The organism is uncultured Polaribacter sp. (assembly GCF_947500975.1).
Lineage (GTDB): Bacteria > Bacteroidota > Bacteroidia > Flavobacteriales > Flavobacteriaceae > Polaribacter.
Window position 1 is genome coordinate 275,513 of the sequence record NZ_CANMUE010000003.1, and the last position, 26,591, is coordinate 302,103.

The window sequence follows — 26,591 nt, forward strand, 5'->3', positions numbered from 1 at the left end:
CTTTAAAAACCCCCAAAAGAAAAACTATGTGTGGAATTTCAGCTTATATAGGCTTCAGAGAGGCCTATCCTATAGTAATAAACGGACTTAAACGTTTAGAATATCGTGGTTATGATAGTGCAGGAATCATGATTTATGATGGGAAAAAGATGCAGCTTTCTAAAACTAAAGGAAAAGTTTCAGATTTAGAATTGATTACTGATGAAGATGAACAAAGAAAAATAGGAACAATTGGAATGGGACATACACGTTGGGCAACACATGGTGTACCTAATGATGTAAATTCGCATCCACATTTTTCAGAATCGGGAGAACTAGTAATTGTTCATAATGGTATTATAGAAAACTATGATACTATTAAAAAAGAGTTAATAAAAAGAGGATACACGTTTAAAAGTGATACGGATACAGAAGTTTTAATAAATTTAATTGAGGAAGTAAAAAAGGTAGAAGGATGTAAGTTAGGTAAAGCTGTGCAACTAGCCTTAAATAGTGTTGTTGGAGCTTATGCGATTTCTGTTTTTGATAAATCAAAACCTAATGAAATTATAGTTGCGCGTTTAGGAAGTCCTATTGCAATTGGAATAGGAAAAGATAGCAAAGAGTTTTTTGTTGCTTCTGATGCATCACCTTTTGTAGAGTATACAAAAGATGCTATTTATTTAGAAGACGAAGAAATGGCAATTATTAAAATTGGTAAAAAAGTAAAAGTTCATAAAATTAATGATGATTCTTTAGTAGAACCTACTGTTCAAAAACTTAAAATGAGTTTAGATCAGATTGAAAAAGGTGGTTATGATCATTTTATGATTAAAGAAATACATGAGCAACCTAAAGCAATAACAGATACTTTTAGAGGTAGAATGTTAGTTGATCAGAGTATTATTAAAATGTCTAGTATTGAAGAGAATATTGAAAAGTTTTTAAGTGCAGATAAGATAATAATTGTTGCTTGTGGAACATCTTGGCATGCTGGGTTAGTTGCTGAATATTTAATTGAAGACATGGCTAGAATTCCTGTTGAAGTTGAATATGCATCAGAATTTAGATATAGAAACCCTATTATTACAAATAAAGATATTGTAATTGCAATCTCTCAATCTGGTGAAACTGCTGACACTCTAGCTGCAATAAAGTTAGCAAAGTCTAAAGGTGCATTTGTATATGGAGTTTGTAATGTGGTTGGATCATCAATTGCTAGAGAAACTCATTCTGGGGCTTATACACATGCTGGCCCAGAAATTGGAGTTGCATCAACAAAAGCATTTACAACACAAATTACTGTTTTAACTTTAATTGCATTAAAATTAGGTAAAGCTAATAAATCATTGTCTAGTCATGAGTTTAAGAATTATCTACAAAAGATGCAAAAGATACCTAGACAGGTAGAAAAGTTGTTAGAAGTAGACGATCAAGTAAAAGAAATAGCTTCCGTTTACAAAGACTCTAAAAACTGTTTGTATTTAGGTAGAGGTTTTAATTTTCCAGTAGCTTTGGAAGGTGCTTTAAAATTAAAAGAGATTTCTTACATACACGCGGAAGGATATCCTGCAGCAGAGATGAAACATGGACCAATAGCTTTAATTGATGAAAATATGCCAATTTTTGTAATTGCAACAAACAAAGGTCATTATGAAAAAGTAGTAAGTAATATTCAAGAAATAAAATCTAGATCTGGTAAAATTATTGCTATTGTAACTGAAGGTGATACTCAAGTTAAAGAAATTGCAGATCATGTAATTGAAATACCAGAAACAGAAGAGGCATTAACGCCGTTATTAACTACTATTCCTTTTCAATTATTGTCATATCATATTGCAGTAATGTTAGAAAAAAATGTAGATCAACCAAGAAATTTAGCAAAATCTGTTACCGTAGAATAAGTAATTTTTTTGATATAAAATATTTTAAAAATCCAGCTTTAGGTTGGATTTTTTTATTTTTTAAAATTACTTTTTTTAAAAAAGTAAAACGAAAAAATATTCTTACCTTAGGCTATATTTTTTTAAGATTAGATTTAAAACTCTAAAGTAAATATCCCCATTCCCTAATAATGTCAAATAAGAAATTGACCTACCAAGATTTAGAACAAGAGATTTCTAGATTAAAACAAAGTGAAAATCGCTTCAAAATGCTTTTAAAAGCATCTGAAGATATGATTACAATACATAAGCCAAATGGCAAATACATCTATTATAATGAACCTAATTGCTATCCAATAACAGCTAAAGGTATTGTAGGTAAAATGCCTAGTGATTTATTTACTAAAGAGATTTCTAATACACTTTTTGATGCTTTTAAAAGAGTAAAGCAAACAGGAAATAGCGAAACTATTGAAGTGTATTTAGATTGGTTGGGAGAAAAAAGATGGTTTTCTGAATACATATATCCTCTAAAAAATGATAAAGGCGATGTAATAGAACTTGTTAAAGTATGTAAAGATATTCATAAACGTAAAATTGCAGAACAAGTAATTATAGAGCAAAATATTGAAAAAGAGCTACAAGTAAAAGAGTTAGAGCTTTCAAAGAAAAAAATTCAAACTACATTAGAACTAGTTAAAGAAAATGAATATTCTTTAAAAGAAGCTGGTAGAATGGCTAAAATTGGATATTGGAAATTTGATATATTAACAGATACACTTTTTTGGTCGGATGCTATTTATCAAATTTTTGGATCTGATCCAAAATTTGGTGTGCCAAGTATTGAAGATATTTTAAATGTATTTAGTCAAAAATCAAAAAAAATACTTTTAGAATCTTTAGAAATTTTTGCCAAAAAAGGAGAGTCTTATGATATTGAATTAGAGTTAACCAACTTAAAAAAAGAAAAACGTTGGGTTCGTAATATCGGAGAACCTACTTATAATGATAAAAATGAAATTATTGGTAGAAGAGGGGTTTTACAAGATATTACTGCTCTAAAATTAAATGAAATTAATTTAAATCAAAAAAATCAAAAATTATTTAAATTAAATAATACTTTAAATCAAGCTCAAAAGTTAAGTCATATTGGTAGTTGGCAGTGGAATATGTTAACAGATACCGCAGAGTGGTCTGATGAAATGTATAATATTTACGGTGTAAATAAAGATTTTTTTAATCCTTCTCATGAAAACGTACAAAAACTTGCATTGCCCCAAGATTTGTATAAAATAAACAATGCTGTAAATTCTTTATCAGAAGGTAAAGTGTTTTTTCCATTTGATTTTAGAATAAAAAGACCATCAGGAGAAATTAGACATCTATATATTATAGCGCTTGAAATGAGCTCTAAAGAAAATGTTTTTGGTGTAACTAAAGATATTACCGATAGAAAAAGAATTGAGGAAGAAAATTTAAGAATTAAAGATAATTATATTAGGTTATTTGATAATGCCTCAATTTCTATATGCAATGTAGATTTAAGTTTAATTTTTGATCAAATTGATGAACTTAGAAAAATTAAAATATCAGATATATTATTATATGTAGAACAAAGACCAGAAATATTATTTAAGGTACTAGAAAATTTAAAAGTAAATAAAGTAAATAATGCCACTCTAAAATTATTTAAAGCAAAAAATAATGAAGAGTATTTAAATAATGTAACGGAAACTTTTGGTGAAGGTGCAGATAAAGTATTTATAAAACTTATTGCATCTATATGGAATAAAGAAAAATCATTTACATCTGAAATAAACTATAAAACCTTAAAAGGAGATGAGTTTTCAGCAATAATTTCAATACCAATACCTGCTACAAAATTAGAACAAAAAACAGTTCCAATAAGTATTCAAAGTATTCAAAAAATAAAAGATGCTGAATTAGAAAAAAGAAAGTCTTTAAATCGATTAAAAGAATCTCAAGAGATTGCTCACGTAGGTAGTTGGTTATTTGATTTAACAACTAATAAATTAGAATGGTCTGAAGAAACCTATAGAATTTGGGGTTTTGACATAGAAAAACCAATGCCAAAAAGAGAAGAGGTGTTAAATAGAATTCACAAAGATGATCAAAAACTATTTTATAATACTATCCAATTAATTTACGATAATGGAATTCCTTTTGATATTGAATTTAGAATTTGTTTGCCTAATAATGAAGTAAAAAATATAAAATCTATTTGTAAACCTATATTTGGAAAAAATGGTAAGGTTATTAGTTTAAAAGGAATCAATCAAGATTTAACGGAACAAAAAAAAATTAGGAGTAAAATTGAAAAAGTAGAAGAGATGTATCGTTTAATAACCGATAACTCTAATGATTTAATTTGCCTACAAGAAGTAGATAGTACTTTTAAATATATAAGCCCTTCTATAAAAACAATTCTTGGCTATAAACAAGATGATTTTATAGGGAAAAAAGTATTTAATATAGTTCATCCTGATGATATTAGTAGTTTTAAAGATAAAATGTATGCAAAAGAGTTTGATAGTAAAAAACTTAAAAAATACACTTTAAGAGTTCGTCATAAAAATGGGAGTTATGTTTGGCTAGAGTTTTTGTCATCGCCAGTATATAAAGACAATAAAATTAACTTTTACGTTACTTCATCAAGAGATATTACTCAATGGAAGTTGGCGCAAAAAGAAATTCAAGAATATCAAAGTTCACTTCAAAAAATGACTACCGAAATGACTTTAATAGAAGAAAAGCAAAAAAAAGAAATTGCATCTAATATTCATGATCATTTAAGTCAATCATTAGTTATTTCTAAAATGAAAATTAATGAACTGAAAAAAAAGCCAGAGTTAGATACCATAAATAAAGATTTACTCTTTGTAGAAAAACACATTTCTGAAGTATTAGAAAAAAGTCGTAGAATAACTTACGAACTTTCTCCACCAGTATTATATCAGTTAGGTATTATTGATGCATTAAATTGGCTGTTAGAAGATGTAGAAGCTACTCATAAAATTAAATGTAGGGTAAATACCAATGTGAGTGTTATTAAGTTAAGTGATATAACATCAATCTTAGTGTATAGAAGTATACAAGAGTTGGTTAAAAATATTTTAAAATACGCTAATGCAACGCTAATAAAGTTAGATATTACTAAAAATAAATTAGGTGTTAATATAGTACTAACTGATGATGGTGTAGGGTTTAATACAACCAAATTAAAAAATTATAAAGGCCATTCTGGCTCAGGTTTTGGATTGTTTGCAGTAAAAGAACGTGTTAGAAATATACAAGGAAAATTTACAATAAAATCAAAAATAAATATTGGAACTTCAGTTAACATATTTATCCCCATTATATAAATGAGTAATAATAAAGAAATTAAAATAGTACTAGTAGATGATCATCAATTAGTTAGAAAAGGTTTAAGAAATATTATAGAGCAAAGATTAAATATGCATATAATTGGTGAAGCTTCAGACGGACGAGAAGCTATTAAAATTGCTTCAAAGTTACTGCCAAATGTAATTATTATGGATGTTGCAATGCCAGGTTTAAATGGAGTTGAGGCTGCAAAACAAATTTATAAAGCTCATCCAGAAATAAAAATAATTGGTCTTTCCATGCATTCAGGAAAACAATTTATTCAAGGTATGTTTAAAGCTGGTGCTTTTGGATATTTATTAAAAGATGGAGATTCTGATGAATTAATTACTGCAATTTCAACAGTAATGGAAAATAAAAAATATCTTTCTAAAGACTTAAATCAAGATTTTTTAATACAACTTAAAAAAGGTGAATCTTTAGAAAAAGCACCCTTAAGTTCAAGAGAAAAAGAGGTATTACAATTAATTTCTGAAGGCAAAACTTCTAAAGAAATTGGAGAAGTATTATTTTTAAGCCCTAAAACTATTGATGTTCATAGAAATAATATCATGAAAAAAACGGAATTATTTACCATACCAGAACTAACAAAATATGCCATTAAAAAAGGATTAACAACTTTGGATACTTGATTTAAAATAAATGAAGCAATAGAAAAGGGTTAAGTCTTTAATAAATATTAAAAAGCTAAACTATTATTTTAGTTTAGCTTTTTTTAAAATATTCTTGGGGGAAATATAATATAATTAAGTTTTTAATTTAATAAATATTTACAACAAATATATACAACGAAATTACCTTTTTCAATAGGTGATTTTCTTATATTTTATCGTGAACCTTGGTGGGATTACCTTTATTCCAAAGTGTAAGAATATCTGTAGCAACAGCAGCTCCACTACCAGCAGCAATTGAAAATTGACTTCTATGACCAGCAATTGTACCACAACAAAACAATCCGTTTTTAATATAGTGATCTTTGTTTTTTAATTGAATTCTATCTTTTTCTGGATTTGCTTTTTGATGTGGAATCACAAAATCATTTAAACCATCTATTGTAAAAGGTTTTGAATAATTTAATGCCAATACTACAATTTTAGAAGAATAGATGTTTTTATTGGTTGAAATATTAAATCCACCAGAAATTTCATCTATAGTGATAGCTTTCTCATTTTCAATCAAAAGAATATTATTATATAATGTAGATAATTGTTTTTTACCATCAATTAAAATATTGCTCCCTAGAGTTTTTGGAGGCAATCCTAACACATTATTAAATAAAGCGTTTTGTAAATGAGAACTTCTTTGATGGATTATAACACCAATTTTTTTGTCTTTAGCAAAAGGTTTTTGGTATGCAGAACCTAAAACTAAAGCACATTGCATACCTGCAACACCGCCGCCAATAATTAATACATCAAAATTCATTTTAAATAAAAAGCTCTTTTATGTTTTGAGTAAATAATTTTATTGCAATTGCAAGTAAAATAACTCCAAAAACTTTACGGATAATTTGAATTCCAGTTGGACCTATAAGTCGTTCAATTTTAGATGATGTTTTTAAAACAATATATAAAACCAATATATTTAATAGTACAGCAACAATAATGTTTTCTATTGCAAATTCTGCACGTAAAGAAAGTAAGGTTGTTAAACTACCAGGACCAGCAATTAAAGGAAAAGCTAAAGGAAAAACAGTAGCGGTAATTGTTGCAGAACCTCCATCATCTTTATATAAAGTAATGCCTAAAATCATTTCTAAAGCGATAAAAAATAAAATAAAAGCACCAGCAACTGCAAAAGAATTTACATCAATACCAATTAATGTAAGTAAACTTTGCCCAAGAAAAAGAAATAGGATCATAATAAATAAAGCTATTAATGAGGCTTTTTCTGATTGAATATGACCAGCTTTTTTTCTTAAGTCAATGATAATTGGAATATTACCAATTATATCTATCACTGCAAATAAAACCATAAAAGCAGTAAGAATTTCTGTAAATTGAAAGTTCATAGTTAATTAAGTTTAATTTTTTAACAAAACTAAGTAACTAATTTTATGAAAATGTAAAAAAATAGAAAAAAAATAATCATATTTTTGTAAAATGTTTCAACTAGGAAAAACAATTGTTTCTGAAGATATTATAGAAAAAGACTTTGTTTGCAATTTATCTGCTTGTAAAGGAGCCTGCTGTGTAGATGGAGAGGCTGGTGCTCCACTTGAAAAAGAGGAAGCCAAGATGTTAGAAAAAATTTACCCAAAAGTAAAACCTTTTTTAAGAAAAGAAGGAATTGATGTTATTGAAAAAGAAGGCACTTGGGTTACTAGTGAATGGGGTGAGTTAGAAACCCCATTGATAAATGGAGCAGATTGTGCGTATGTTATTTTTGATGAAAAGAACACTGCGCTATGTGCAATTGAAGAAGCTTATAATCAAGGGGAAATTGACTGGAAAAAACCAGTTTCTTGTCATTTATATCCAATAAGAGTAAAAGATTATAGTGAGTTTTCCGCTGTAAACTACCATAAATGGGAAATTTGTGATGACGCCTGTACTTTAGGAAAAGAATTACAAGTGCCAGTTTATAAATTTGTAAAACAAGCTTTAGTTAGAAAGTTTGGTGAAGATTGGTATGATGAGTTAGAAAAAGTTGCTGAAAAACACTTAAAATAATTGAAGTTTAAAAGTCAATATTAGGTTTAATTATTTGACTTTATTTTTTGGCATGTTATTTGGTTTAACAAAGTTTTAACATTTTAAAACTTTGATTATGAGTAACAAAAAAAAATTACCAAGAAAACAATTAGAAAAATTTTCTAACATTTTTACACAATTAGGTCTTGTATTAGTCCTTTTTGTAGTGTACTTAACTTTAGAACATCAAACAGAGGAAAAACATGTTGTAGCTTCAAATGATTTTGAACACGAATACGTATTTGTAGATCCTGAAACAGAGGTCTTTTTCACAAGAAAACCCAAAGAACTTCCTAAAATTGACCCTCCAAAAGCTTCACCTCTTTTGTTAGATGAACCAATTGAAAAAGGTAAAAATGATGTTATTGAAACTTTAATTATTGATGAACCTACAGAAAATATTGTTGAAGTGGATATGGATGATATTGTAGAAGTTTATGAACCTCCAGTAATTATTGAAGATGTTCCTTTTGATTTTATACAAGAAGCTCCAGTTTTTAAGGGCTGTGAAGGTTTATCAAAAGAAGAAAATAAAATTTGCTTTGATAAACAGATGAAAAAATTTGTACAACGTAATTTTGATATTGATTTAGCAAGTGAAGTAGGTCTGAGTTCTGGAAAATATAAAATTCGAACTCAGTTTATTATAGATGATAAAGGTAATGTTACAGATATTAAAATTAGAGCTCCGCATGTTAAACTTAAAAGTGAAACACAAAAATTAATTAAAAAACTTCCGAAATTTAAACCAGGAAGACAAAATAATAAATTTGTAAAAGTCAAATATAATTTACCTATTTCTTTTAATGTAGATTAAATTTTAAACCCAACTTTTTAAGTTGGGTTTTTTATTATTTGTATTTTTGAGAATATGAAAATTAATCAATTTTTAGATGCCACTTATTTAAAAACAGCTACTCAAGCCGATATTCCTGAAGAAGAAAATCAGCAAAAAGTAGTTGATTTAATTAATGAAGCAATTTTATACAATTATAAATTAGTTATGATTCGTGCAAAATACATTTCATTAGCAAAAAAAGAGCTATCTAAATCTAATTCAGAAGTTTTAATTGGTACAGTTATCGATTTTCCTGAGGGAGATTCATCTATAAAAAATAAACTTTTAGAAGCTAAAAAGGCAATTACTTTGCGAGTAGATGAATTAGATTTTGTTATTAATTACAAAGCTTTTAAAGAAGGAAAAATTGACTTAATAAAACAAGAAGTTTTAGAAGGAACAAAACTTTGTTTAGAAAACAATAAAGTTGTAAAATGGATTATAGAAGTGGCTGCTTTAACGTCAGAAGAAATTATTGTAATTTCACAATTGATAAAAGAAGTTGTGCTCAAAAATTTTGATAAAAAAGAAATTAAAAACGTATTTGTAAAATCGTCAACAGGTTTTTTTAAAACAATAAATAACAAAGCTAATGGAGCTACTTTTGAAACAATAAAGTTAATTTCAGAAAACGCAAAACCATTACAAATAAAAGCTGCAGGTGGAGTAAGAGATTACGAAACAGCTTTAAAATGATTTCTTTAGGAGTTGATAGAATTGGTACATCATCAGCAAAAGAAATTTGTACAAAACAAGAAAATAACAAACAAGGATATTAATTTATATATGGATTATTTTGCACATGAAACTGCTGTTATAGATGATAATTGCGTTATAGAAAGAGGGGTTAAAATTTGGCATTTTAGCCATATTATGTCCAATTGTACAATTGGAGAAAATTGTAATTTGGGTCAGAATGTAGTCATTTCTCCAGAGGTAGTTTTAGGCAAAAATGTAAAAGTGCAAAACAACGTATCTATTTATACTGGTGTTATTTGTGAAGATGACGTTTTTTTAGGTCCATCAATGGTTTTTACAAATGTAATAAACCCCAGAAGTGCTGTTAATAGAAAAAATGAATATTTAAAAACCATTGTTAAAAAAGGCGCAAGTATTGGTGCAAATGCAACAATTGTTTGTGGTAATAATATTGGTAAATATGCTTTTATTGGTGCTGGAGCTGTAGTTACAAAAGAGATTTTACCGTATGCTTTGGTTGTTGGAAATCCGTCAAAACAAATTGGTTGGGTTAGCGAATATGGGCAAAGATTAGAATTTAATGATGATGGTTTTGCTACTTGCAAAGAAAGTGGTGAGGAATATGAGTTGAAGGATAATAGAGTAGTAAAGGTTTAAATTGAAATCAATCAATTAAAAAAAATCCGAAGTAATTATTTTACTTCGGATTTTTTGTATAATAAACTTAACACTAAAAAACTCATAAAAACTATGGAGCAGGATTAGGAATTTTTGCATGAACAGCTTCAATTTCTTTCAAAATTTCATCAGATAAAACAATATTTATAGAGTTAATGTTTTCTTTTAACTGACTTATTTTTGTAGCTCCAATAATATTACTAGTTACAAAAGGCAACTGATTTATATATGCCAATGATAACTCTGTCAATGTTAAATTGTGTTTTTGTGCAATTTTTAAATAGTTGGCAACTGCCACTTCTGATCCTTCATTTTTATATCTAGCAACAAATCTAGGAAACAAAGTTCCTCTTGCGCCTTCAGGTAAATTTCCATCTAAATATTTTCCTGTTAAAATTCCTTGAGCCAAAGGTGAGTAAGCTAATAAACCAATATTTTCTCTCATAGAAACCTCACTCATTCCTACTTCATAACCTCTATGGATTAATGAATATGAATTCTGAACCGTTAAAGGTCTAGGTAAGTTATGTTGCTCTGAAGCTTGTAAATATTTCATGGTTCCCCAAGGGGTTTCATTAGATAAACCAAAGTGTTTAATTTTTCCTTGTTTGATTAATTCTTGCAAAGCTTCTAAAATTTCTTGATGATTTTCAGCTGCTTGCGAAGTTGTTTTATATGGATAATCTCTTAAACCAAAAACATTAACACCTCTGTTTGGCCAATGTAATTGATACAAATCAATATAGTCTGTTTGTAATCGTTGTAGACTTTTATCAATTGCGTCAAAAATATTAACTTTGGTTAAACCACCTTTTCTAATGTGCGCAGTATAATCTCCAGCACCAGCAATTTTTGAAGCTAAAACAACTTTATCTCTATTACCTGTTTTTTTAAACCAATTTCCAATAATTCGTTCTGTATCTCCATAAGTTTCTGCGTTTGCAGGCACAGGATATAATTCTGCTACATCAAAAAAGTTTACACCTTTATCTAAAGCGTAATCCATTTGTTCATGTCCTTCAGTTTCTGTGTTTTGATTTCCCCAAGTCATGGTTCCTAAACAAATTTTAGAAACTTTTAAATCGGTATTTGGTAATGTTGTGTATTTCATTTTGATGTTAAAAAACAGTTATTAAGTTTGAATATAAACGAAATTAAAGCTAATTTTCTGATAATACAAAGAGCGTGTAATATTAATATTACACGCTCTTTGTATTTATTTATAAAAAAGTTTGTATTTTATTTTAAAATCGCTTCTATACCTGGTAAATCTTTTCCTTCTAACATTTCTAGCATTGCACCACCACCAGTAGAAACATAGCTTACTTTATCAGCAAAACCAAATTGTTTAACGGCAGCAACAGAGTCTCCACCACCAACTAAAGAAAAAGCTCCGTTTTTAGTTGCTTTATCTATTGAGTGTCCTAAAGCAATTGTACCAGCAGCAAAAGATTCCATTTCAAAAACACCTAAAGGTCCATTCCATAAAATAGTTTTACATTTATTTACAATAACGTCAAAATTTTCTCTAGATTTTGGTCCTGCATCAACTCCTTCCCAACCATCAGGAATTACATCAATATCACAAATTTGAGTATTTGCATCGTTGCTAAAATTATCAGCAGCAACTACATCAACAGGTATGTGAACTTCTACACCTTTTTCTTTAGCTTGCTTTAAAATATCTAAAGCTAACTCCATTTTATCATCTTCACAAATTGAGCTTCCAATTTTTCCGCCTTGAGCTTTTATAAAGGTAAAACTCATTCCACCACCAATAATTAAATGGTCTACTTTGTCTAGAATATTTTCAATAACAGTAATTTTTGATGATACTTTTGCGCCACCTAAAATTGCTAAAACTGGTTTTTCAGAATTATTTAAAACTTTATCAATACTTTCAATTTCTCTACCCAATAAGTTTCCAAAACACTTGTTATCATTAAAAAATTGTGCAATAATTGTGGTTGATGCATGCGCTCTATGTGCTGTACCAAAAGCATCATTTACATAAACATCTCCTAATTTAGAAAGTTGTTCAGCAAAAGTAACATCGCCATTTTTTTCTTCATCATAAAAACGAAGATTTTCTAATAATAAAATTTCTCCAGCTTCTAAATTGGTTACAGCTTCTTCTGCTTTTTCACCAACACAATCATCAACAAATTTTACATTGCAACCAATAATATTAATAACTTCACTTACAATATGACGTAAAGAAAATTCTTCTTGTTTTCCTTTTGGACGACCTAAATGACTCATTAAAACACAACTTCCTCCATCTTCTAAAACTTTTATAATTGTTGATTTAGCAGCTTGAATTCTAGTAGCATCCGTTACTTCAAACTTGTCATTTAAAGGCACGTTAAAATCTACACGGATAATTGCTTTTTTATTTTTGAAATTAAAATCTTGTAATGTTTTCATTTTGTTTATTTTTAGAAGGTAACTTTTATAAATTGTTTTGCTTTTTTATAGTTTCCATAAAAAACTACACTATTATCATTTAAAACTTTCATAAATCTACTATTTATAATCGTTTTTGCTTTTTTATTTTCTTGGATACTTTTAAAATTAAAGTCTCCTTTTGTGTTAAACTTTATTACATACATGTTAGAGTTTGTTTTTGTTAAACCAAATAAAAACCCTTGCCTAAATTTAACTCTATCTCCAGATAATTTCCCCATATTTTTACTTGCATTTAAAAACAAATAAACTTCACCTTCTTTATTTATTATTGAAGAAAATGATAAAAGAGGGTCATGATAATCTCCAGATTTTTGGGATTTATTAATATTCCTTGCCCAATTTAATTTTCCTTTTTCGTCAGTATTAACAACTATAATATCATTAAAATGATAAGAGTACGTTGTTACAGCTATTCCATTCATATAAGTGGTATGAACTCTCATAAAATATTCTTCTGCTGTAAAAGTTATTTTATTATCTTCAGAATAATGGATGTCTCTTAAAACAATATTCCGTAATTCTTTTTGTTTCACTTTACCATATTTATCCTGTAAAAAAGAATCTGTAAAAGGGGAAAAATTTTTACTTTCTAACTCTAAATTATCTGGGTTAATAAAGAAAGAACATACACCTTTATATCTGTTTTCTTTTTTGTCAGAATAAAAACCTAAACAACCAATTTTTCTATTATTAGAAAAAGTTAAATTTAAAGATCCAACAAAATGATTATCTACAGATAATCCTATATTTTTATATGAGTTTTGTGTAATTTTTGATAAATGATAGATATAATTTCTTTGATTTTTCTTTTTCTTTTTTTTGTTCTTCGGAAATGCTTTTCCTAATACAAAAATCTCTCCTTTATCAGAAATTTCTATATTTTCTAATTCATACTTATTATCTGCAATGTCTAATTTAAAATCTTTACGCCAAAGTTCATTTAGTTTTTTATCTAAAACAATAATAGTATGTTGTTCATTTTCTTTGTCAAAAGAATCGATATTAAATACAAAAAATTCTCGATTAGGAGATATATTTAAATTTCCATTTAAGTTTATATCCATTTTTCCACTAGAAAAAAGTGTCGAAAAATATCCTTGAAATTTTATTATATCTAAAGAGAAAATTTCTTTTTTAGTAAATTTAAATTCGTCTATAGAAGAAGTGTTTAAATAAGCAATTACTTTTTTATTCTTTTTATCTTTCTTATATTCTACAAAATAATAATTTTTATCATCAACAGATACTGCTGCAAGAGTTGTGTTTTTTTCAGGCTTATATTCATAAGTAAGTGTTTTATTATACTTGCTATCAAACTTATTAAATTGGTATTTAAGTTTTTTAATAATAAGGCCGTAATATTGGCCTCTTACAGTAAAAATACTTTTATCTTTTGCTTCTATAACACTGTTTATAAACCAATTACCTTTATCCTTAAATACTTTGCCCTTTTCTATTTTTACATCTATGTTATCTACTTGAGAAAAAAAAGATGTAGAAGTTAAAAGAAACAAGTAAAAAATAAAGTTTTTCATAGAGTTTAATTTTTAACAAAAATACCGAATTAATTAGGTTTAATTAAGTTGAAATCTAAAAAATTAATATATCGTTTTCGTCAATTAATCTCTTATATTTGTGTATGCTTTTCAACCAAATTATAGGTCAAGAACATATAAAAAAACATTTAATAAAATCTGCTGAAAATGGCAGAATACCGCATGCACAATTATTTGTAGGTAAAGAAGGCTGTGGTACGTTGCCAATGGCAATTGCGTATGCTCAATTTTTATTATGTAATTTTTCTGATAATTCAGATGCTTGTCATATAAAATGTAACAAATTACAACATCCAGATTTACATTTTGCTTTTCCAGTTACCACAAACGATTCTGTAAAAAAACATGCAGTAAGCGATTTGTTTTTAGAAGATTGGAGAAGTTTTGTAGAAACGCAACCTTATGGCAGCTTATTTAATTGGTTACAACATATTGGTGTAGAAAAAAAACAAGGTTTAATTGGTGTAGATGAAGCTGATGCTGTTGTAAAAAAATTACGTCTTAAAAGTTATGAAGGTGGCTTTAAGGTGATGATTATTTGGATGGCAGAAAAAATGAACATTGCTGCTGCCAATAAACTTTTAAAATTGATTGAAGAGCCGCCAGAAAAAACAGTTTTTTTATTGATTACAGAAAACGAAGAACAGATTATAAACACCATAAAATCACGTTGCCAAGCGTTACATTTTCCTGCTTTGAGCGAGCAAGATATTGCAAACTCTTTAGTGGTTAACTATCAAGTTTCAGAAAATGATGCTTCTAAAATTGCACATGAAGCAGAAGGTAATTTTAATAAAGCAATTCATCTATTAGAAAACGATAGTAGTGATTTGATTTTTGAAGAATGGTTTGTTGCATGGATTAGAACGGCTTTTAGAGCTAAAGGAAATGCAGCTGTTGTGCAACAATTAATTTCTTGGTCAGATACCATTGCAAAAAGTGGGCGCGAAACTCAAAAACGTTTTTTAGAATACTGTTTACAATTTTTTAGACAAGCACTTTTAATGAACTATAAATCTGATCAGTTGGTTTTTATGGAATCTAAAACAGGTTTTAATTTATCAAAATTTGCACCTTTTGTTCATGCAGGAAATATCTTAGAAATAGAAAAAGAGTTAAATGAAGCCATATATCATATTGAAAGAAATGGGAATGCTAAAATTATTCTATTAGATCTTTCTATGAAATTGACTCGCTTTTTACACAAGAAAGAAGGGACGGTTTAAGTTTTTCATTTCTGTCATTGCGAGTTTTCACGAAGCAATCTATTTGTCATTTCGAACGCAGTGAGGTAATCTTATCTTTACCAATCAACAGATTACGTCGTTATTCTTCCCCGTAATGACATGTTGTTTGTCATTGCGAACGCAGTAAAGTAATCTCATGATTAAAACAAAAATACAAAACAAATTATTTCAGTTGTTTCAACTTTGTAGTAACAATTTACAAGTTTGTTAATCGTGCCACATACTTTCCAATTACATCAAATTCTAAGTTTATTTTGTCATCAATTTGTAGCGTTTTAAAAGTAGTATGCTCTTTTGTGTATGGTATAATAGCAACACTAAATTGGTCTTTTTTAGAATTCACAACCGTTAAACTAACTCCATTTACTGTAATAGAACCTTTTTCTATAGTGATGTTATTTTTATCAGAATTATAACTAAAAGTATATATTGTACTTCCGTTTTCATCTTTTATGTTTTTACAAATTCCAGTTTCATCAACATGCCCTTGTACAATATGTCCATCTAATCTATCACCCAATTTCATGGCACGTTCTAAATTTACAATATCACCATTTTTAAGGCTTCCAATATTGGTTTTATTTAACGTTTCTTTTATTGCAGTTACAGTATATTCATCATTATTAATAGCAACAACTGTTAGGCAAACACCGTTATGAGCAACGCTTTGGTCTATTTTTAGCTCATTAGTAATATCACTTTTAATGGTTAAGTGAAGGTTTTCTTGTTCTTTTACAACATTTGCAACTTTGCCAAGTGTTTCTATAATTCCTGTAAACATATCCCTAAAATTTGGTTACTTTTGTATGTATCAAAAATACAATATTACAGGAGTTATATGGATAAATCTGATAAAATAATCGTTGGAATTTCAATTGGAGATTTAAATGGAATTGGTATTGAAGTAATTTTGAAAACATTTAAAGACAAAAGAATGTTAGATTTTTGTACGCCTGTATTGTTTGGGTCTACAAAAGTAATTTCTTATCACAAAAAAGCTTTAGGAATAGAAATTCCTGTTCATGGCATTACCTCTATGAATCAAGTAAATCATTCTAAAATAAATGTTTTAAATATTTGGAAAGAAGAAGTTGCTTTAGAGCTTGGTAAAGCAACTAAAATTTCTGGCGAATATGCTGCAAAATCTTTAGCTTCTGCAGTAGAACATTTAAAAGAAAAAAAGATTGATGTATTGTTAACTGCACCAATTAATAAAGAAAATATTCAATCTGATACTTTTAATTTTCCTGGTCATACAGAGTATTTAGAAGCAGAATTGGAAGGAAAAAGTTTAATGATTTTAATGACTGATAAATTAAGAATAGGTTTAATTACAGGTCATATTCCAATTTCTAAAGTTGCAGAGTCTATTACTCCAGAATTGATTAAAGGTAAGGTAGAAACCATGTATAATTCTTTAATTTCAGATTTTGGAATTAATAAACCTAAAATTGCAGTTTTAGCATTGAATCCGCATTGTGGAGATAAAGGAGTTATTGGTAAAGAAGATGACGAAATAATTAAGCCAACAATTGCAGAAATTAAAAAAACTGGAAAATTAGTTTTTGGACCTTATGCTGCTGATGGGTTTTTTGGATCAGAAACTTATAAGCAATTTGATGGTGTTTTGGCAACGTATCACGATCAAGGTTTGGCGCCTTTTAAAGCATTATCTTTTGGTAAAGGAGTTAATTTTACTGCGGGTTTAAATGGTATAAGAACATCACCAGATCATGGAACTGGTTATGATATTGCAGGAAAAAATTTAGCAAACTCATCTTCTTTTAGTGAAGCTTTATTTACTGCAATTCAAGTTTTTAAAGCTAGAAGTGAGTATACAGAACTAATAAAAAACCCTTTAAAAGTTAGATAAATAAAAAGGATATTCTTTTTTTGATAAAAATATTGCAGAAATACATTTTTTTGTATCTTTGCACGCTTAATTGATGTTTGATAATGAAAGGCTTGAAAGAATTCAACATACCGTTTGTAGGATTAAAATTGGGTAATCATTTATATAATTATACAATTGACAATAAGTTCTTTGAAACTTTTAATTTTGATGATTTTAATAATTCATCAATAGAAGTTTCGCTACATTTCTTAAAAAAAAGCACATTATTTGAGCTAACTTTTAGTGCAAATGGTACTGTAGAAGTTCCTTGTGATATAACAAATGAGTTATACAATCAAGAAATAATATCAGAATTACCATTAGTAGTAAAATTTGGTCCAGAATATAATGATGATAATGAGGAGTTATTAATATTACCTCATGAAGCATATGAAATTAATGTAGCTCAATTTATTTATGAAATGATTGTTTTAGCAGTTCCTAACAAAAGAGTGCATCCAAAGGTATTAGATGGCACAATGGAATCTGCCGTAATAGAGAAGTTAAAAGAATTACAAATAAAGAAAGTAAAAACTGTAGAAAATACAGACCCAAGATGGGATAAATTAAAGAATTTAATAACAGAAAAAAAGACATAAAATGGCACATCCTAAAAGAAAAATTTCTAAAACAAGAAGAGATAAAAGGAGAACACATTACAAAGCAGCTGATCAACAAATAGCTACAGATCCTACAACTGGTGAGGCTCACTTATACCACAGAGCTCACTGGCATGAAGGAAAACTATATTATAGAGGTCAAATTGTTTTAGAATCTGCAGCAGCAGAAGCTTAGAAACATCCTTTTAAAAACACACGAAAACCCTCAATTTTGAGGGTTTTTTACGTTTTTTAAATAAAAAGCAGTTCTTTAGATGATTTTTACTTAAAAAAGTGAATTAATTTTCACTACTTTTGAAATTCATAATTACTTGGATAATCAACAACAACTATGACTAAAATCACTGCAGCAATTACAGCAGTAGGGAAATATGTTCCTGAATATGTTCTAACAAATAAAGAGTTAGAAGGTTATGTAGATACAAATGATGAGTGGATTACATCAAGAACAGGTATCAAAGAAAGAAGAATTTTAAAAGGCGACGGTTTAGGTACTTCTTATATGGCAATTAAAGCCGCAGAGAATTTATTACAAAAATCAAACACTAATCCAACAGAAATAGATTTGGTTATTGTTGCAACTGCAACACCAGATTTACTTGTAGCATCTACCGCAACATACGTAGCAACAGAAATTGGAGCAGTAAATGCATTTGCTTATGATTTACAAGCAGCATGTTCTAGCTTTTTATACGGTATGTCTACCGCGGCTAGTTATATAGAATCTGGCAGGTATAAAAAAGTTTTACTTATTGGTGCAGATAAAATGTCTTCTATTATAGATTACACGGATAGAGCAACTTGTATTATTTTTGGTGATGGAGCAGGCGCATCTTTGTTTGAGCCAAATACTGAAAGTTTGGGTTTACAAGATGAGTATTTAAGAAGTGATGGTGTAGGAAGAGATTTTTTAAGAATTGAAGCTGGTGGATCTATAATGCCTCCAACAGAGCAAACAATAAAAGAAAAAAAGCATTTTGTATATCAAGAAGGTAAAACTGTATTTAAATATGCAGTTTCTAACATGGCAGATGTATCAGAAAAAATGCTAACAAGAAATAAGCTTACAGAAAAAGATATTCAGTGGTTAGTGCCACATCAAGCAAATAAAAGAATCATAGAAGCAACAGCAAAAAGAGTTGGTGTTTCCTCTGATAAAGTGATGATGAATATTCACAAATATGGTAATACAACTTCAGCTACTTTACCACTTTTATTGGCAGATTACGAAGAACAATTAAAGAAAGGAGATAATTTAATTTTTGCAGCATTTGGAGGTGGTTTCACTTGGGGAGCTATTTATCTTAAATGGGCATATAATTCATAAATAGAACAACTAAACAATAAGTAATATGGATATTAAAGAGATTCAAAATCTTATAAAATTTGTAGCAAAATCGGGCGCTAGCGAGGTTAAGTTAGAAATAAAAGATGTAAAAATTACAATTAAAACTGGTTCTGGTAAAACAGAAACTACTATTGTACAAGCTGCTCCTGTAGCAAATATACCACATGTTGCTACACCTCAAATTGTACAACAAAGTGCAGAAACTGCTGCTCCAGTAAAAGAAGTAGCAAATGATGATGCTAAATACATTACTGTAAAATCTCCAATTATTGGAACTTTTTACAGAAAACCATCTCCAGACAAACCAAATTTTGTTGAAGTAGGTTCTGATATAAGTGTTGGTGATACGGTTTGTGTTATTGAAGCAATGAAATTATTTAACGAAATAGAATCTGAAGTTTCAGGTAAAATCGTTAAAGTTTTAGTTGATGATTCTTCTCCAGTAGAATTTGATCAACCATTATTTTTAGTAGATCCATCTTAAATTTTAGATTATTAGGTTTCTAGATTATTAGATAGTAAATATCTAATAATCTAACAGTCCAATAATCCAATTGTCTAATTATCTAATTTTAAAAAAGATGTTTAAAAAAATATTAATTGCAAATAGAGGCGAAATAGCTTTGCGTGTTATAAGAACATGTAAAGAAATGGGTATAAAAACAGTAGCTGTTTACTCTACAGCAGATGCAGAAAGTTTACATGTTAGATTTGCTGATGAAGCAGTTTGTATTGGCCCACCATCTAGTGCTGAGTCTTACTTAAAGATGTCTAATATTATATCTGCAGCAGAAATTACAAATGCTGATGCAATTCACCCAGGTTATGGTTTTTTATCTGAAAACGCTAAATTTTCTAATTTATGTGAAGAGCATAATATTAAGTTTATTGGGGCAACTGGTAAAATGATTGATCAAATGGGAGATAAAGCAAATGCAAAATCTACCATGATAGCAGCTGGTGTACCTTGTGTGCCAGGTTCAGAAGGTGTTATTGAAAATTTTGAAGAATGTGAAAAACTAGCTGTAGAAACAGGTTATCCTGTTATGTTAAAAGCATCGGCAGGTGGTGGAGGTAAAGGAATGCGTGCAGTTTGGAAACCTGAAGATTTAAAAGATGCTTGGGATTCTGCAAGGCACGAAAGTAAAGCTGCCTTTGGTAATGATGATATGTATATGGAAAAGCTTATTGAAGAGCCAAGACATATAGAAATTCAAGTTGTTGGAGACTCTTTTGGGAAAGCATGTCATTTATCAGAAAGAGATTGTTCTGTACAAAGACGTCATCAAAAATTAACAGAAGAAACACCTTCTCCATTCATGACCGATGAATTGAGGGAAGCAATGGGAAATGCTGCTGTAAAAGCTGCTGAATATATTAAGTATGAAGGTGCAGGAACTGTAGAGTTTTTGGTTGATAAACATAGAAATTTCTACTTTATGGAAATGAATACTCGTATTCAAGTAGAACACCCAATTACTGAAGAGGTTGTGAATTATGACCTAATTAGAGAGCAAATATTAGTTGCTGCTGGTGTACCAATTTCTGGAAAAAACTATTATCCGCAGTTACACTCTATTGAATGTAGAATAAACGCTGAAGATCCGTTTAATAATTTTAGACCAGCACCTGGTAAAGTAACTACTTTTCATGCCCCTGGTGGTCATGGAGTTAGAATGGATACACATGTCTATGCAGGTTATATGATTCCACCAAATTATGATTCTATGATTGCTAAATTAATTGTTACTGCTCAAACTAGAGAAGAAGCAATTAATAAAATGAAACGCGCTTTAGATGAGTTTGTAATTGAAGGAATAAAAACTACTATTCCTTTCCATAGACAATTGATGGATCATCCAGATTATGTTGCAGGTAATTACACAACTAAATTTATGGAAGATTTTGAAATCCAATCAATTTAATATAAAAAGTTATTATTTTAATAATAAAATAGAGAATACGTTATGTATTCTCTATTTTTATTTTATTTTAGTAAATATTTTATATTATGAAAATTGACGGAATTGATAAAATAATTATTAAGAGACTGGTTAAAGATGCTAGAACTCCAGTGTTAAGTATTGCTAGAGAAGTAGGTATATCTGGAGCGGCTATACATCAAAGATTAAGAAAATTAGAAAAATCTAAATTAATTGATGGTTATAAAATGACTATCAATCCAAAATCACTTGGATATTCAACTACAGCTTTTGTAGGTATATTTTTAGATTCTGCAAGTTTATATTCTTCAGCAATTAAGAGATTAAAAGAAATACCAGAAGTAACAGAAAGTCATTATACTACAGGAGATTATGCAATTTTTATAAAAATACTTTGTAAAAATAATGAAGATTTAATGCAGCTTTTAAACAAAGATATTCAGGGTATAAAAGGAGTGTCAAGAACCGAAACTTTTATTTCTTTAGACCAACAGATTGATAGACAGATTAATATTTAGTAAGAATTAAACTTTATCTATTAAATAAGACCATCTAAGGTTTATTTTATACATTTTATCAAAAAAAAAAAAATGAAATATAAATTTTGCCCATTTTTGACATTGTTACAAACCTTAAAATAGTTTAATGGAGCAACCAAATTTAAGTGTAATAAAAGAAATTGCAGGTGATGATTTAGATTTTCAAAACAGTATTTTAGAAATTATGAAAGCTGAATTTTTTGAAGAAGTTAAATTATATAAAGAAAATTTTTTGAAGCAAAATTACTTAGAAACTTCAAATGATGTTCATAAATTAAAGCATAAAATAAGTTTATTAGGCTTAACAAAAGATTTTGAATTAGCAGCAGAATTAGAGTTAAGTTTAAAAAAAAACGATTATAAATTACATCAAAATTTTTTAGAAATTTTAAACAAAATTCATGTATATTTATACGATTAAATAATTTATAAAAATCGTATGGATTGTATAGTAATTGATGATGATGCAACAGCAAGATTAATTATAAAAAAGCTGTGTTTAAAATCTGAATTAATTAATGTAATTGAAGAGTTTTCTTCAGCTATAGATGCAATAAAGTATTTAAATAATAAAACAATTGATCTTGTTTTTTTAGATATTCATATGCCAACTTTTTCGGGTTTTGATTTTATAAAAACTTTAAAAAATCCACCAAAAATTGTATTAACAACTTCGGATACAAATCATGCATTAGAAGCATTTGAATTTAAAAGTGTTGTAGATTATCTTGTGAAACCTGTTACAGAAAAAAGGTTTAACTCTTCTCTTGAAAAATTATTTACATTCTCAAATCCGGTAGAAATAGGTGCTGAAGATAAAATAAAGTCTGACTTTTTATATGTAAATGTTGATAGAAGATTAGTAAAAGTTGACATACCAAGTATTTACTTAGTGGAAGCAAAAGGAGATTATATTAGTATAAAAACAGATACAAAAAACTATTTAGTACACTCAACATTAAAAAAAATTGAAGATAAACTACCTTCAAATATGTTTATAAAAATTCATCGTTCATATATTATTAATTTTTCTCAAATTATAGATATAGAAGAATATAGTGTTTTGATTAGAAAAAGTGTAATTCCTGTTAGTAGATCAAAAAAGAACGAGTTAATGAAAAAGTTGAATTTATTATAAATTTAATTATTGTTATCTAAAAAAGTAAACTCGTTAACATAATTTTTAGAGTAAATAATCAAAATAAAAAGCAAATATTTTTAATTCCTGTATTAAATAACAGATTTTTACTTAATATTTTTTTTTAAAATATTAGGAGAAAAATATGTGTCAACTTTTATATTTATCGTTTCTCCATTTTTTTAAATTAGTAATAAAACAAAAAAACCGTAACAAATTAATGTTACGGTTTTAGTACTGAAGGCGGGACTTGAACCCGCACGGCCATTACTGACCACTGGATTTTAAGTCCAGCGTGTCTACCAATTCCACCACTTCAGCATTGGAATTTTTTAAATGAATAGAGCGAAAGACGGGATTTGAACCCGCGACCCCCACCTTGGCAAGGTGATGCTCTACCCCTGAGCTACTTTCGCAGTCTTTTTGTAAATGAACTTTTTAAGCTTTCACTTATTTTGCTCCCCCTCTTGGACTCGAACCAAGGACCCTCTGATTAACAGTCAGATGCTCTAACCAACTGAGCTAAGGAGGAGTTTGCTTCACAATTTGTGATTAGCGAGTGCAAATATATATCTTTTTAAAACATTGCCAAATACTTTTCGTAAAAAAATTAAATTTTTATTAAAAAAGTTTTTTTCCTGATGAAAAAATACAAAATATTGAATCTAAAATCAATAAACTATTTTCTTAAATGTTGTATTTTTGTATTTAAAATTCGCTTATTTCAAAAGCATAAAATAATATATGGACAAATTTTCGTTCTTAAACGCAGCGCATACAGGCTTTATAGCAGATTTATATGATCAATATTTAGTTAATCCAGATTCTGTTGAACCGAGTTGGAGAAGCTTTTTTCAAGGATATGATCTTGCAAATGAAAACTATTCTTTTAAAGAAGAAGAAATTTCAACAGAAATACCACAAGAAGTTCGTAAAGAATTTTTTGTAGTAGATTTAATTAATGGCTATAGAACACGTGGTCATTTATTTACAAAAACAAACCCTGTAAGACAAAGAAGACAATATGAACCTTCTTTAAAAATTGAAAACTTTGGTTTATCTAAAGAAGATTTAGATAAAGAATTTTCTGCAGGAGAAATTTTAGGCCTTGGTAAAACTAAACTTTCTAAAATAATAGAAAATTTACAGCGTATTTATTGTGATTCTATTGGGGTTGAGTATATGTATATGCGTAACCCTGAAAAATTAAAATGGTGGCAAAATCGTTTAAATGAAAACGATAATCATCCAAAATATACTACAGATGCCAAAAAATATATTTTAGGTAAATTAAATCAGGCAGTAACTTTTGAGAGTTTTTTACAAACAAAGTATGTAGGTCAAAAACGTTTTTCATTAGAAGGAGGTGAGGCTTTAATACCAGGTATTAGTGTAGCTTTAAGAGATGCTGCAGAAAAATATGGCGTTAAAGAGTGTGTCTTAGGAATGGCACATAGAGGACGTTTAAATACATTAGTAAATATATTTAAAAAGCCTGTTAGAGATTTGTTTAGCGAATTTGAAGGCAAGGATTTTGAAGATGAAAATATAGATGGTGATGTAAAATATCACTTAGGTTTAACATTAAGTAAAACCTATAGAAATGGAAATGAGATCAAAATGAATTTGGTTCCAAATCCATCTCATTTAGAAACAGTAGCTGCTGTTGCTGAAGGAATTACAAGAGCTAAAATTGATAGAAAATACAATGGAGACTCTAGTAAAATATTACCAATTGTAATACATGGAGATGCTGCAGTTGCAGGTCAAGGTATTGCCTATGAAATTGTTCAAATGGCAAAATTAAATGGCTATAAAACTGGAGGAACTATTCATATTGTAGTAAATAACCAAATTGGTTTTACTACCAATTATTTAGATGCTCGTTCAAGTACATATTGTACTGATGTTGGTAAAGTTACACTGTCACCAGTATTACATGTAAATGCAGATGATACAGAAGCGGTATGCCATGCAATGGAAATGGCCTTAGAATTTAGAATGCGTTTTAAATCTGATATTTTTATTGATTTATTAGGATATAGAAAATATGGACATAATGAGGGTGATGAGCCTCGTTTTACACAACCAAAATTATACAAAGCAATAGCAAAACATAAAAATCCAAAAGATATTTATGCATCAAGATTGCTTACAGAAGGTGCTATAGATGATTCTTATTTAACAGAAATTACCACAGAGTTTAAACAAATGCTTGAAAAAGAATTTGAAGAGGCTAAGAAGGTAAAAACATCTAAGGTAAAAGAATTTATGGAGTCTACTTGGAAAGGATTTGAGCGTCAGCAATTAGACACCATGTTACTTTCTGAAGATACAAAATACGATATAGAAAAATTAAAAGGTATTGCAAAAGTAGTTTCTACTGTTCCAGAAAATGTAAAGTTTGTTCGTAAAGCTGAACGTATTTTAAAAGGAAGAGCTAAAATGGTTTTTGAAACCAATCAATTAGATTGGGGTATGGCAGAAAACCTTGCTTATGGTTCTTTAATGGAAGAAGGCTATAATATTAGAATCTCTGGGCAAGATGTAGAGAGAGGTACTTTTTCTCACAGGCATGCTATTTTACGTGATGAATTAACAGAAGAAAGAATCAATCTTTTAAACACAAATTCAAATAATAAAGGACAAATGACGATTTATAATTCGTTACTGTCTGAATATGGTGTGTTAGGTTTTGACTATGGATATGCTATGGCAAACCCAAATACATTAACTATTTGGGAAGCTCAGTTTGGAGATTTTTCTAACGGAGCTCAAATAATGTTTGACCAATACATTTCCGCAGCAGAAGATAAATGGAAAGTTCAAAACGGAATTGTTGTTTTACTACCTCATGGTTATGAAGGACAAGGTTCTGAGCATTCATCAGCAAGAATAGAGCGTTATTTACAATTATGTGCAGAAGATAATATGACAGTTGCCAACTGTACAACTCCTGCAAATTTCTACCATTTGTTACGTAGACAAATGAAACGTAATTATAGAAAACCATTAATTGTATTTACACCTAAGAGTTTGTTACGTCATCCAAAAGCGGTCAATTCAATTCAAGATTTAGCAAATGGCGAATTCCAAGAAGTTATAGACGATACTTTAAACCCTACAAATGTGAAAAAAATGGTTTTCTGTATGGGTAAATTCTATTACGATTTATTAGAAGAAAGAGAAAAACTAGAAAGAGAAGACATTGCTTTAATTAGAATAGAGCAATTGTTTCCTTTACATGAAGAGAAAATTCAAAAAATAATTGATAGATATCCAAATATTGAAGAATATATTTGGGCACAAGAAGAACCTAAAAATATGGGTGCTTGGAGTTTTATGTTACAACGTTTTGAATTAGCGAAATTAAGTGTTCGTTCTCGTAAATATTATGCAGTACCAGCGGCAGGTTCTAGTACACGTTTCAAAAAACGTCACAGAGCTGTTATTGATAGTGTTTTTAACAATGAGTAAGCGCGTTAAGGATTGAAACGACATCCTTTTAATTGTCTATATAAATAGGCGTCATTGCGAGGAACGAAGCAATCTGTTATAATTAAGAGATTGCCTAAGTTTAGAAAGAAGTAAACTTAGCAATGACAAAAAATTAAAAGATATAGTGGAAAGCCTGTTAAAACGCCCAAATAATAAAAAGTAAA

24 protein-coding genes and 3 tRNA genes are annotated in these 26,591 nt (G+C 28.7%); 18 read left to right on the plus strand and 9 right to left on the minus strand.

Features of this window, described 5'->3' with window-relative positions; translation table 11 throughout:
- Positions 1-26 precede the first annotated feature (26 nt).
- The 3 genes from glmS to Q0733_RS05065 all read left to right on the plus strand — a co-directional run bounded on the left by glmS (position 27) and on the right by Q0733_RS05065 (position 5,899).
- A complete protein-coding gene (gene glmS / locus Q0733_RS05055; RefSeq protein WP_298779716.1) occupies positions 27-1,883 on the plus strand; it encodes a glutamine--fructose-6-phosphate transaminase (isomerizing) in 1,857 nt (618 codons plus the stop codon).
- Between the two features lie 170 nt (positions 1,884-2,053).
- Entirely contained in the window at positions 2,054-5,245 is a 3,192-nt protein-coding gene (locus tag Q0733_RS05060; RefSeq protein ID WP_298779718.1) for a PAS domain-containing protein, read from the plus strand.
- Positions 5,246-5,899, plus strand: a complete 654-nt coding sequence (locus Q0733_RS05065) for a response regulator transcription factor (protein WP_298779721.1) — start codon at positions 5,246-5,248, stop codon at positions 5,897-5,899.
- 187 nt (positions 5,900-6,086) lie between these two features.
- On the opposite strand, the gene Q0733_RS05070 is transcribed toward Q0733_RS05065, so the two are convergent.
- Both Q0733_RS05070 and Q0733_RS05075 read right to left on the minus strand, forming a co-directional pair.
- The gene (locus tag Q0733_RS05070; RefSeq protein WP_298779724.1) at positions 6,087-6,692 is read right to left on the minus strand and encodes an FAD-dependent oxidoreductase; all 606 of its coding nucleotides are present in this window, start codon (positions 6,690-6,692) and stop codon (positions 6,087-6,089) included.
- A 1-nt stretch (position 6,693) separates the two neighbouring features.
- Complete coding sequence (locus Q0733_RS05075; protein ID WP_298779727.1) at positions 6,694-7,278, minus strand: MarC family protein; 585 nt, start codon at positions 7,276-7,278, stop codon at positions 6,694-6,696.
- A gap of 91 nt (positions 7,279-7,369) precedes the next feature.
- On the opposite strand from Q0733_RS05075, the gene Q0733_RS05080 reads away from it, so the two are divergent.
- The 4 genes from Q0733_RS05080 (at position 7,370) to Q0733_RS05095 (ending at position 10,154) form a co-directional block, all read left to right on the plus strand.
- Positions 7,370-7,939: a DUF3109 family protein gene (locus Q0733_RS05080; RefSeq protein WP_298779731.1), complete on the plus strand. Its 570-nt coding sequence runs from the start codon at positions 7,370-7,372 to the stop codon at positions 7,937-7,939.
- A gap of 97 nt (positions 7,940-8,036) precedes the next feature.
- Complete coding sequence (locus tag Q0733_RS05085; protein ID WP_298779733.1) at positions 8,037-8,777, plus strand: energy transducer TonB; 741 nt, start codon at positions 8,037-8,039, stop codon at positions 8,775-8,777.
- Between the two features lie 54 nt (positions 8,778-8,831).
- Positions 8,832-9,494 carry a deoxyribose-phosphate aldolase gene (gene deoC / locus Q0733_RS05090; protein WP_367276290.1) on the plus strand — a complete coding sequence of 221 codons (663 nt, stop codon included), beginning with the start codon at positions 8,832-8,834 and terminating at the stop codon, positions 9,492-9,494.
- 90 nt (positions 9,495-9,584) lie between these two features.
- The gene (locus Q0733_RS05095; RefSeq protein WP_298779736.1) at positions 9,585-10,154 is read left to right on the plus strand and encodes an acyltransferase; all 570 of its coding nucleotides are present in this window, start codon (positions 9,585-9,587) and stop codon (positions 10,152-10,154) included.
- A 91-nt stretch (positions 10,155-10,245) separates the two neighbouring features.
- On the opposite strand, the gene Q0733_RS05100 is transcribed toward Q0733_RS05095, so the two are convergent.
- From Q0733_RS05100 to Q0733_RS05110, 3 genes are all read right to left on the minus strand, one after another.
- Complete coding sequence (locus Q0733_RS05100; RefSeq protein ID WP_298779739.1) at positions 10,246-11,286, minus strand: aldo/keto reductase; 1,041 nt, start codon at positions 11,284-11,286, stop codon at positions 10,246-10,248.
- A gap of 128 nt (positions 11,287-11,414) precedes the next feature.
- On the minus strand, positions 11,415-12,602 hold the full coding sequence (gene pgk / locus Q0733_RS05105) for a phosphoglycerate kinase (RefSeq protein WP_298779741.1): 1,188 nt from the start codon (positions 12,600-12,602) through the stop codon (positions 11,415-11,417).
- An 11-nt stretch (positions 12,603-12,613) separates the two neighbouring features.
- On the minus strand, positions 12,614-14,179 hold the full coding sequence (locus Q0733_RS05110) for a hypothetical protein (protein ID WP_298779744.1): 1,566 nt from the start codon (positions 14,177-14,179) through the stop codon (positions 12,614-12,616).
- Between the two features lie 104 nt (positions 14,180-14,283).
- Between Q0733_RS05110 and Q0733_RS05115 the strand changes: the two genes are divergently transcribed.
- Positions 14,284-15,426: a DNA polymerase III subunit delta' gene (locus Q0733_RS05115; protein ID WP_298779747.1), complete on the plus strand. Its 1,143-nt coding sequence runs from the start codon at positions 14,284-14,286 to the stop codon at positions 15,424-15,426.
- A 217-nt stretch (positions 15,427-15,643) separates the two neighbouring features.
- Here Q0733_RS05115 and Q0733_RS05120 read toward each other — a convergent pair whose 3' ends face one another.
- Positions 15,644-16,228, minus strand: coding sequence for a riboflavin synthase (locus Q0733_RS05120; RefSeq protein WP_298779749.1), 585 nt, complete (start codon positions 16,226-16,228; stop codon positions 15,644-15,646).
- A gap of 57 nt (positions 16,229-16,285) precedes the next feature.
- On the opposite strand from Q0733_RS05120, the gene pdxA reads away from it, so the two are divergent.
- The 9 genes from pdxA (at position 16,286) to Q0733_RS05165 (ending at position 22,929) form a co-directional block, all read left to right on the plus strand.
- Positions 16,286-17,320 (plus strand): 4-hydroxythreonine-4-phosphate dehydrogenase PdxA, encoded by a 1,035-nt coding sequence (gene pdxA / locus Q0733_RS05125; RefSeq protein ID WP_298779752.1) that lies wholly within the window; start codon positions 16,286-16,288, stop codon positions 17,318-17,320.
- A gap of 83 nt (positions 17,321-17,403) precedes the next feature.
- Positions 17,404-17,940: a DUF177 domain-containing protein gene (locus tag Q0733_RS05130; protein ID WP_298779755.1), complete on the plus strand. Its 537-nt coding sequence runs from the start codon at positions 17,404-17,406 to the stop codon at positions 17,938-17,940.
- Between the two features lies 1 nt (position 17,941).
- Positions 17,942-18,136: a 50S ribosomal protein L32 gene (gene rpmF / locus Q0733_RS05135; protein ID WP_298779758.1), complete on the plus strand. Its 195-nt coding sequence runs from the start codon at positions 17,942-17,944 to the stop codon at positions 18,134-18,136.
- Positions 18,137-18,292: 156 nt separating this feature from the next.
- Complete coding sequence (locus Q0733_RS05140; RefSeq protein ID WP_298779761.1) at positions 18,293-19,288, plus strand: beta-ketoacyl-ACP synthase III; 996 nt, start codon at positions 18,293-18,295, stop codon at positions 19,286-19,288.
- A gap of 25 nt (positions 19,289-19,313) precedes the next feature.
- Positions 19,314-19,793 (plus strand): acetyl-CoA carboxylase biotin carboxyl carrier protein, encoded by a 480-nt coding sequence (accB, locus tag Q0733_RS05145; protein ID WP_298779764.1) that lies wholly within the window; start codon positions 19,314-19,316, stop codon positions 19,791-19,793.
- 97 nt (positions 19,794-19,890) lie between these two features.
- The gene (gene accC / locus Q0733_RS05150) at positions 19,891-21,234 is read left to right on the plus strand and encodes an acetyl-CoA carboxylase biotin carboxylase subunit (RefSeq protein WP_298779766.1); all 1,344 of its coding nucleotides are present in this window, start codon (positions 19,891-19,893) and stop codon (positions 21,232-21,234) included.
- 86 nt (positions 21,235-21,320) lie between these two features.
- Positions 21,321-21,770 carry an Lrp/AsnC ligand binding domain-containing protein gene (locus Q0733_RS05155; protein ID WP_298779768.1) on the plus strand — a complete coding sequence of 150 codons (450 nt, stop codon included), beginning with the start codon at positions 21,321-21,323 and terminating at the stop codon, positions 21,768-21,770.
- Positions 21,771-21,897: 127 nt separating this feature from the next.
- Positions 21,898-22,212, plus strand: a complete 315-nt coding sequence (locus Q0733_RS05160; protein WP_298779770.1) for an Hpt domain-containing protein — start codon at positions 21,898-21,900, stop codon at positions 22,210-22,212.
- Positions 22,213-22,230: 18 nt separating this feature from the next.
- A complete protein-coding gene (locus tag Q0733_RS05165) occupies positions 22,231-22,929 on the plus strand; it encodes a LytTR family DNA-binding domain-containing protein (RefSeq protein ID WP_298779772.1) in 699 nt (232 codons plus the stop codon).
- 235 nt (positions 22,930-23,164) lie between these two features.
- Here Q0733_RS05165 and Q0733_RS05170 read toward each other — a convergent pair.
- The 3 genes from Q0733_RS05170 to Q0733_RS05180 all read right to left on the minus strand — a co-directional run bounded on the left by Q0733_RS05170 (position 23,165) and on the right by Q0733_RS05180 (position 23,461).
- A tRNA-Leu gene (locus tag Q0733_RS05170) sits at positions 23,165-23,250 on the minus strand.
- 23 nt (positions 23,251-23,273) lie between these two features.
- Positions 23,274-23,345: transfer RNA gene (locus tag Q0733_RS05175), tRNA-Gly, on the minus strand.
- 42 nt (positions 23,346-23,387) lie between these two features.
- Positions 23,388-23,461: transfer RNA gene (locus tag Q0733_RS05180), tRNA-Asn, on the minus strand.
- A gap of 212 nt (positions 23,462-23,673) precedes the next feature.
- Between Q0733_RS05180 and Q0733_RS05185 the strand changes: the two genes are divergently transcribed.
- On the plus strand, positions 23,674-26,406 hold the full coding sequence (locus Q0733_RS05185; protein ID WP_298779774.1) for a 2-oxoglutarate dehydrogenase E1 component: 2,733 nt from the start codon (positions 23,674-23,676) through the stop codon (positions 26,404-26,406).
- Positions 26,407-26,591 lie beyond the last annotated feature (185 nt).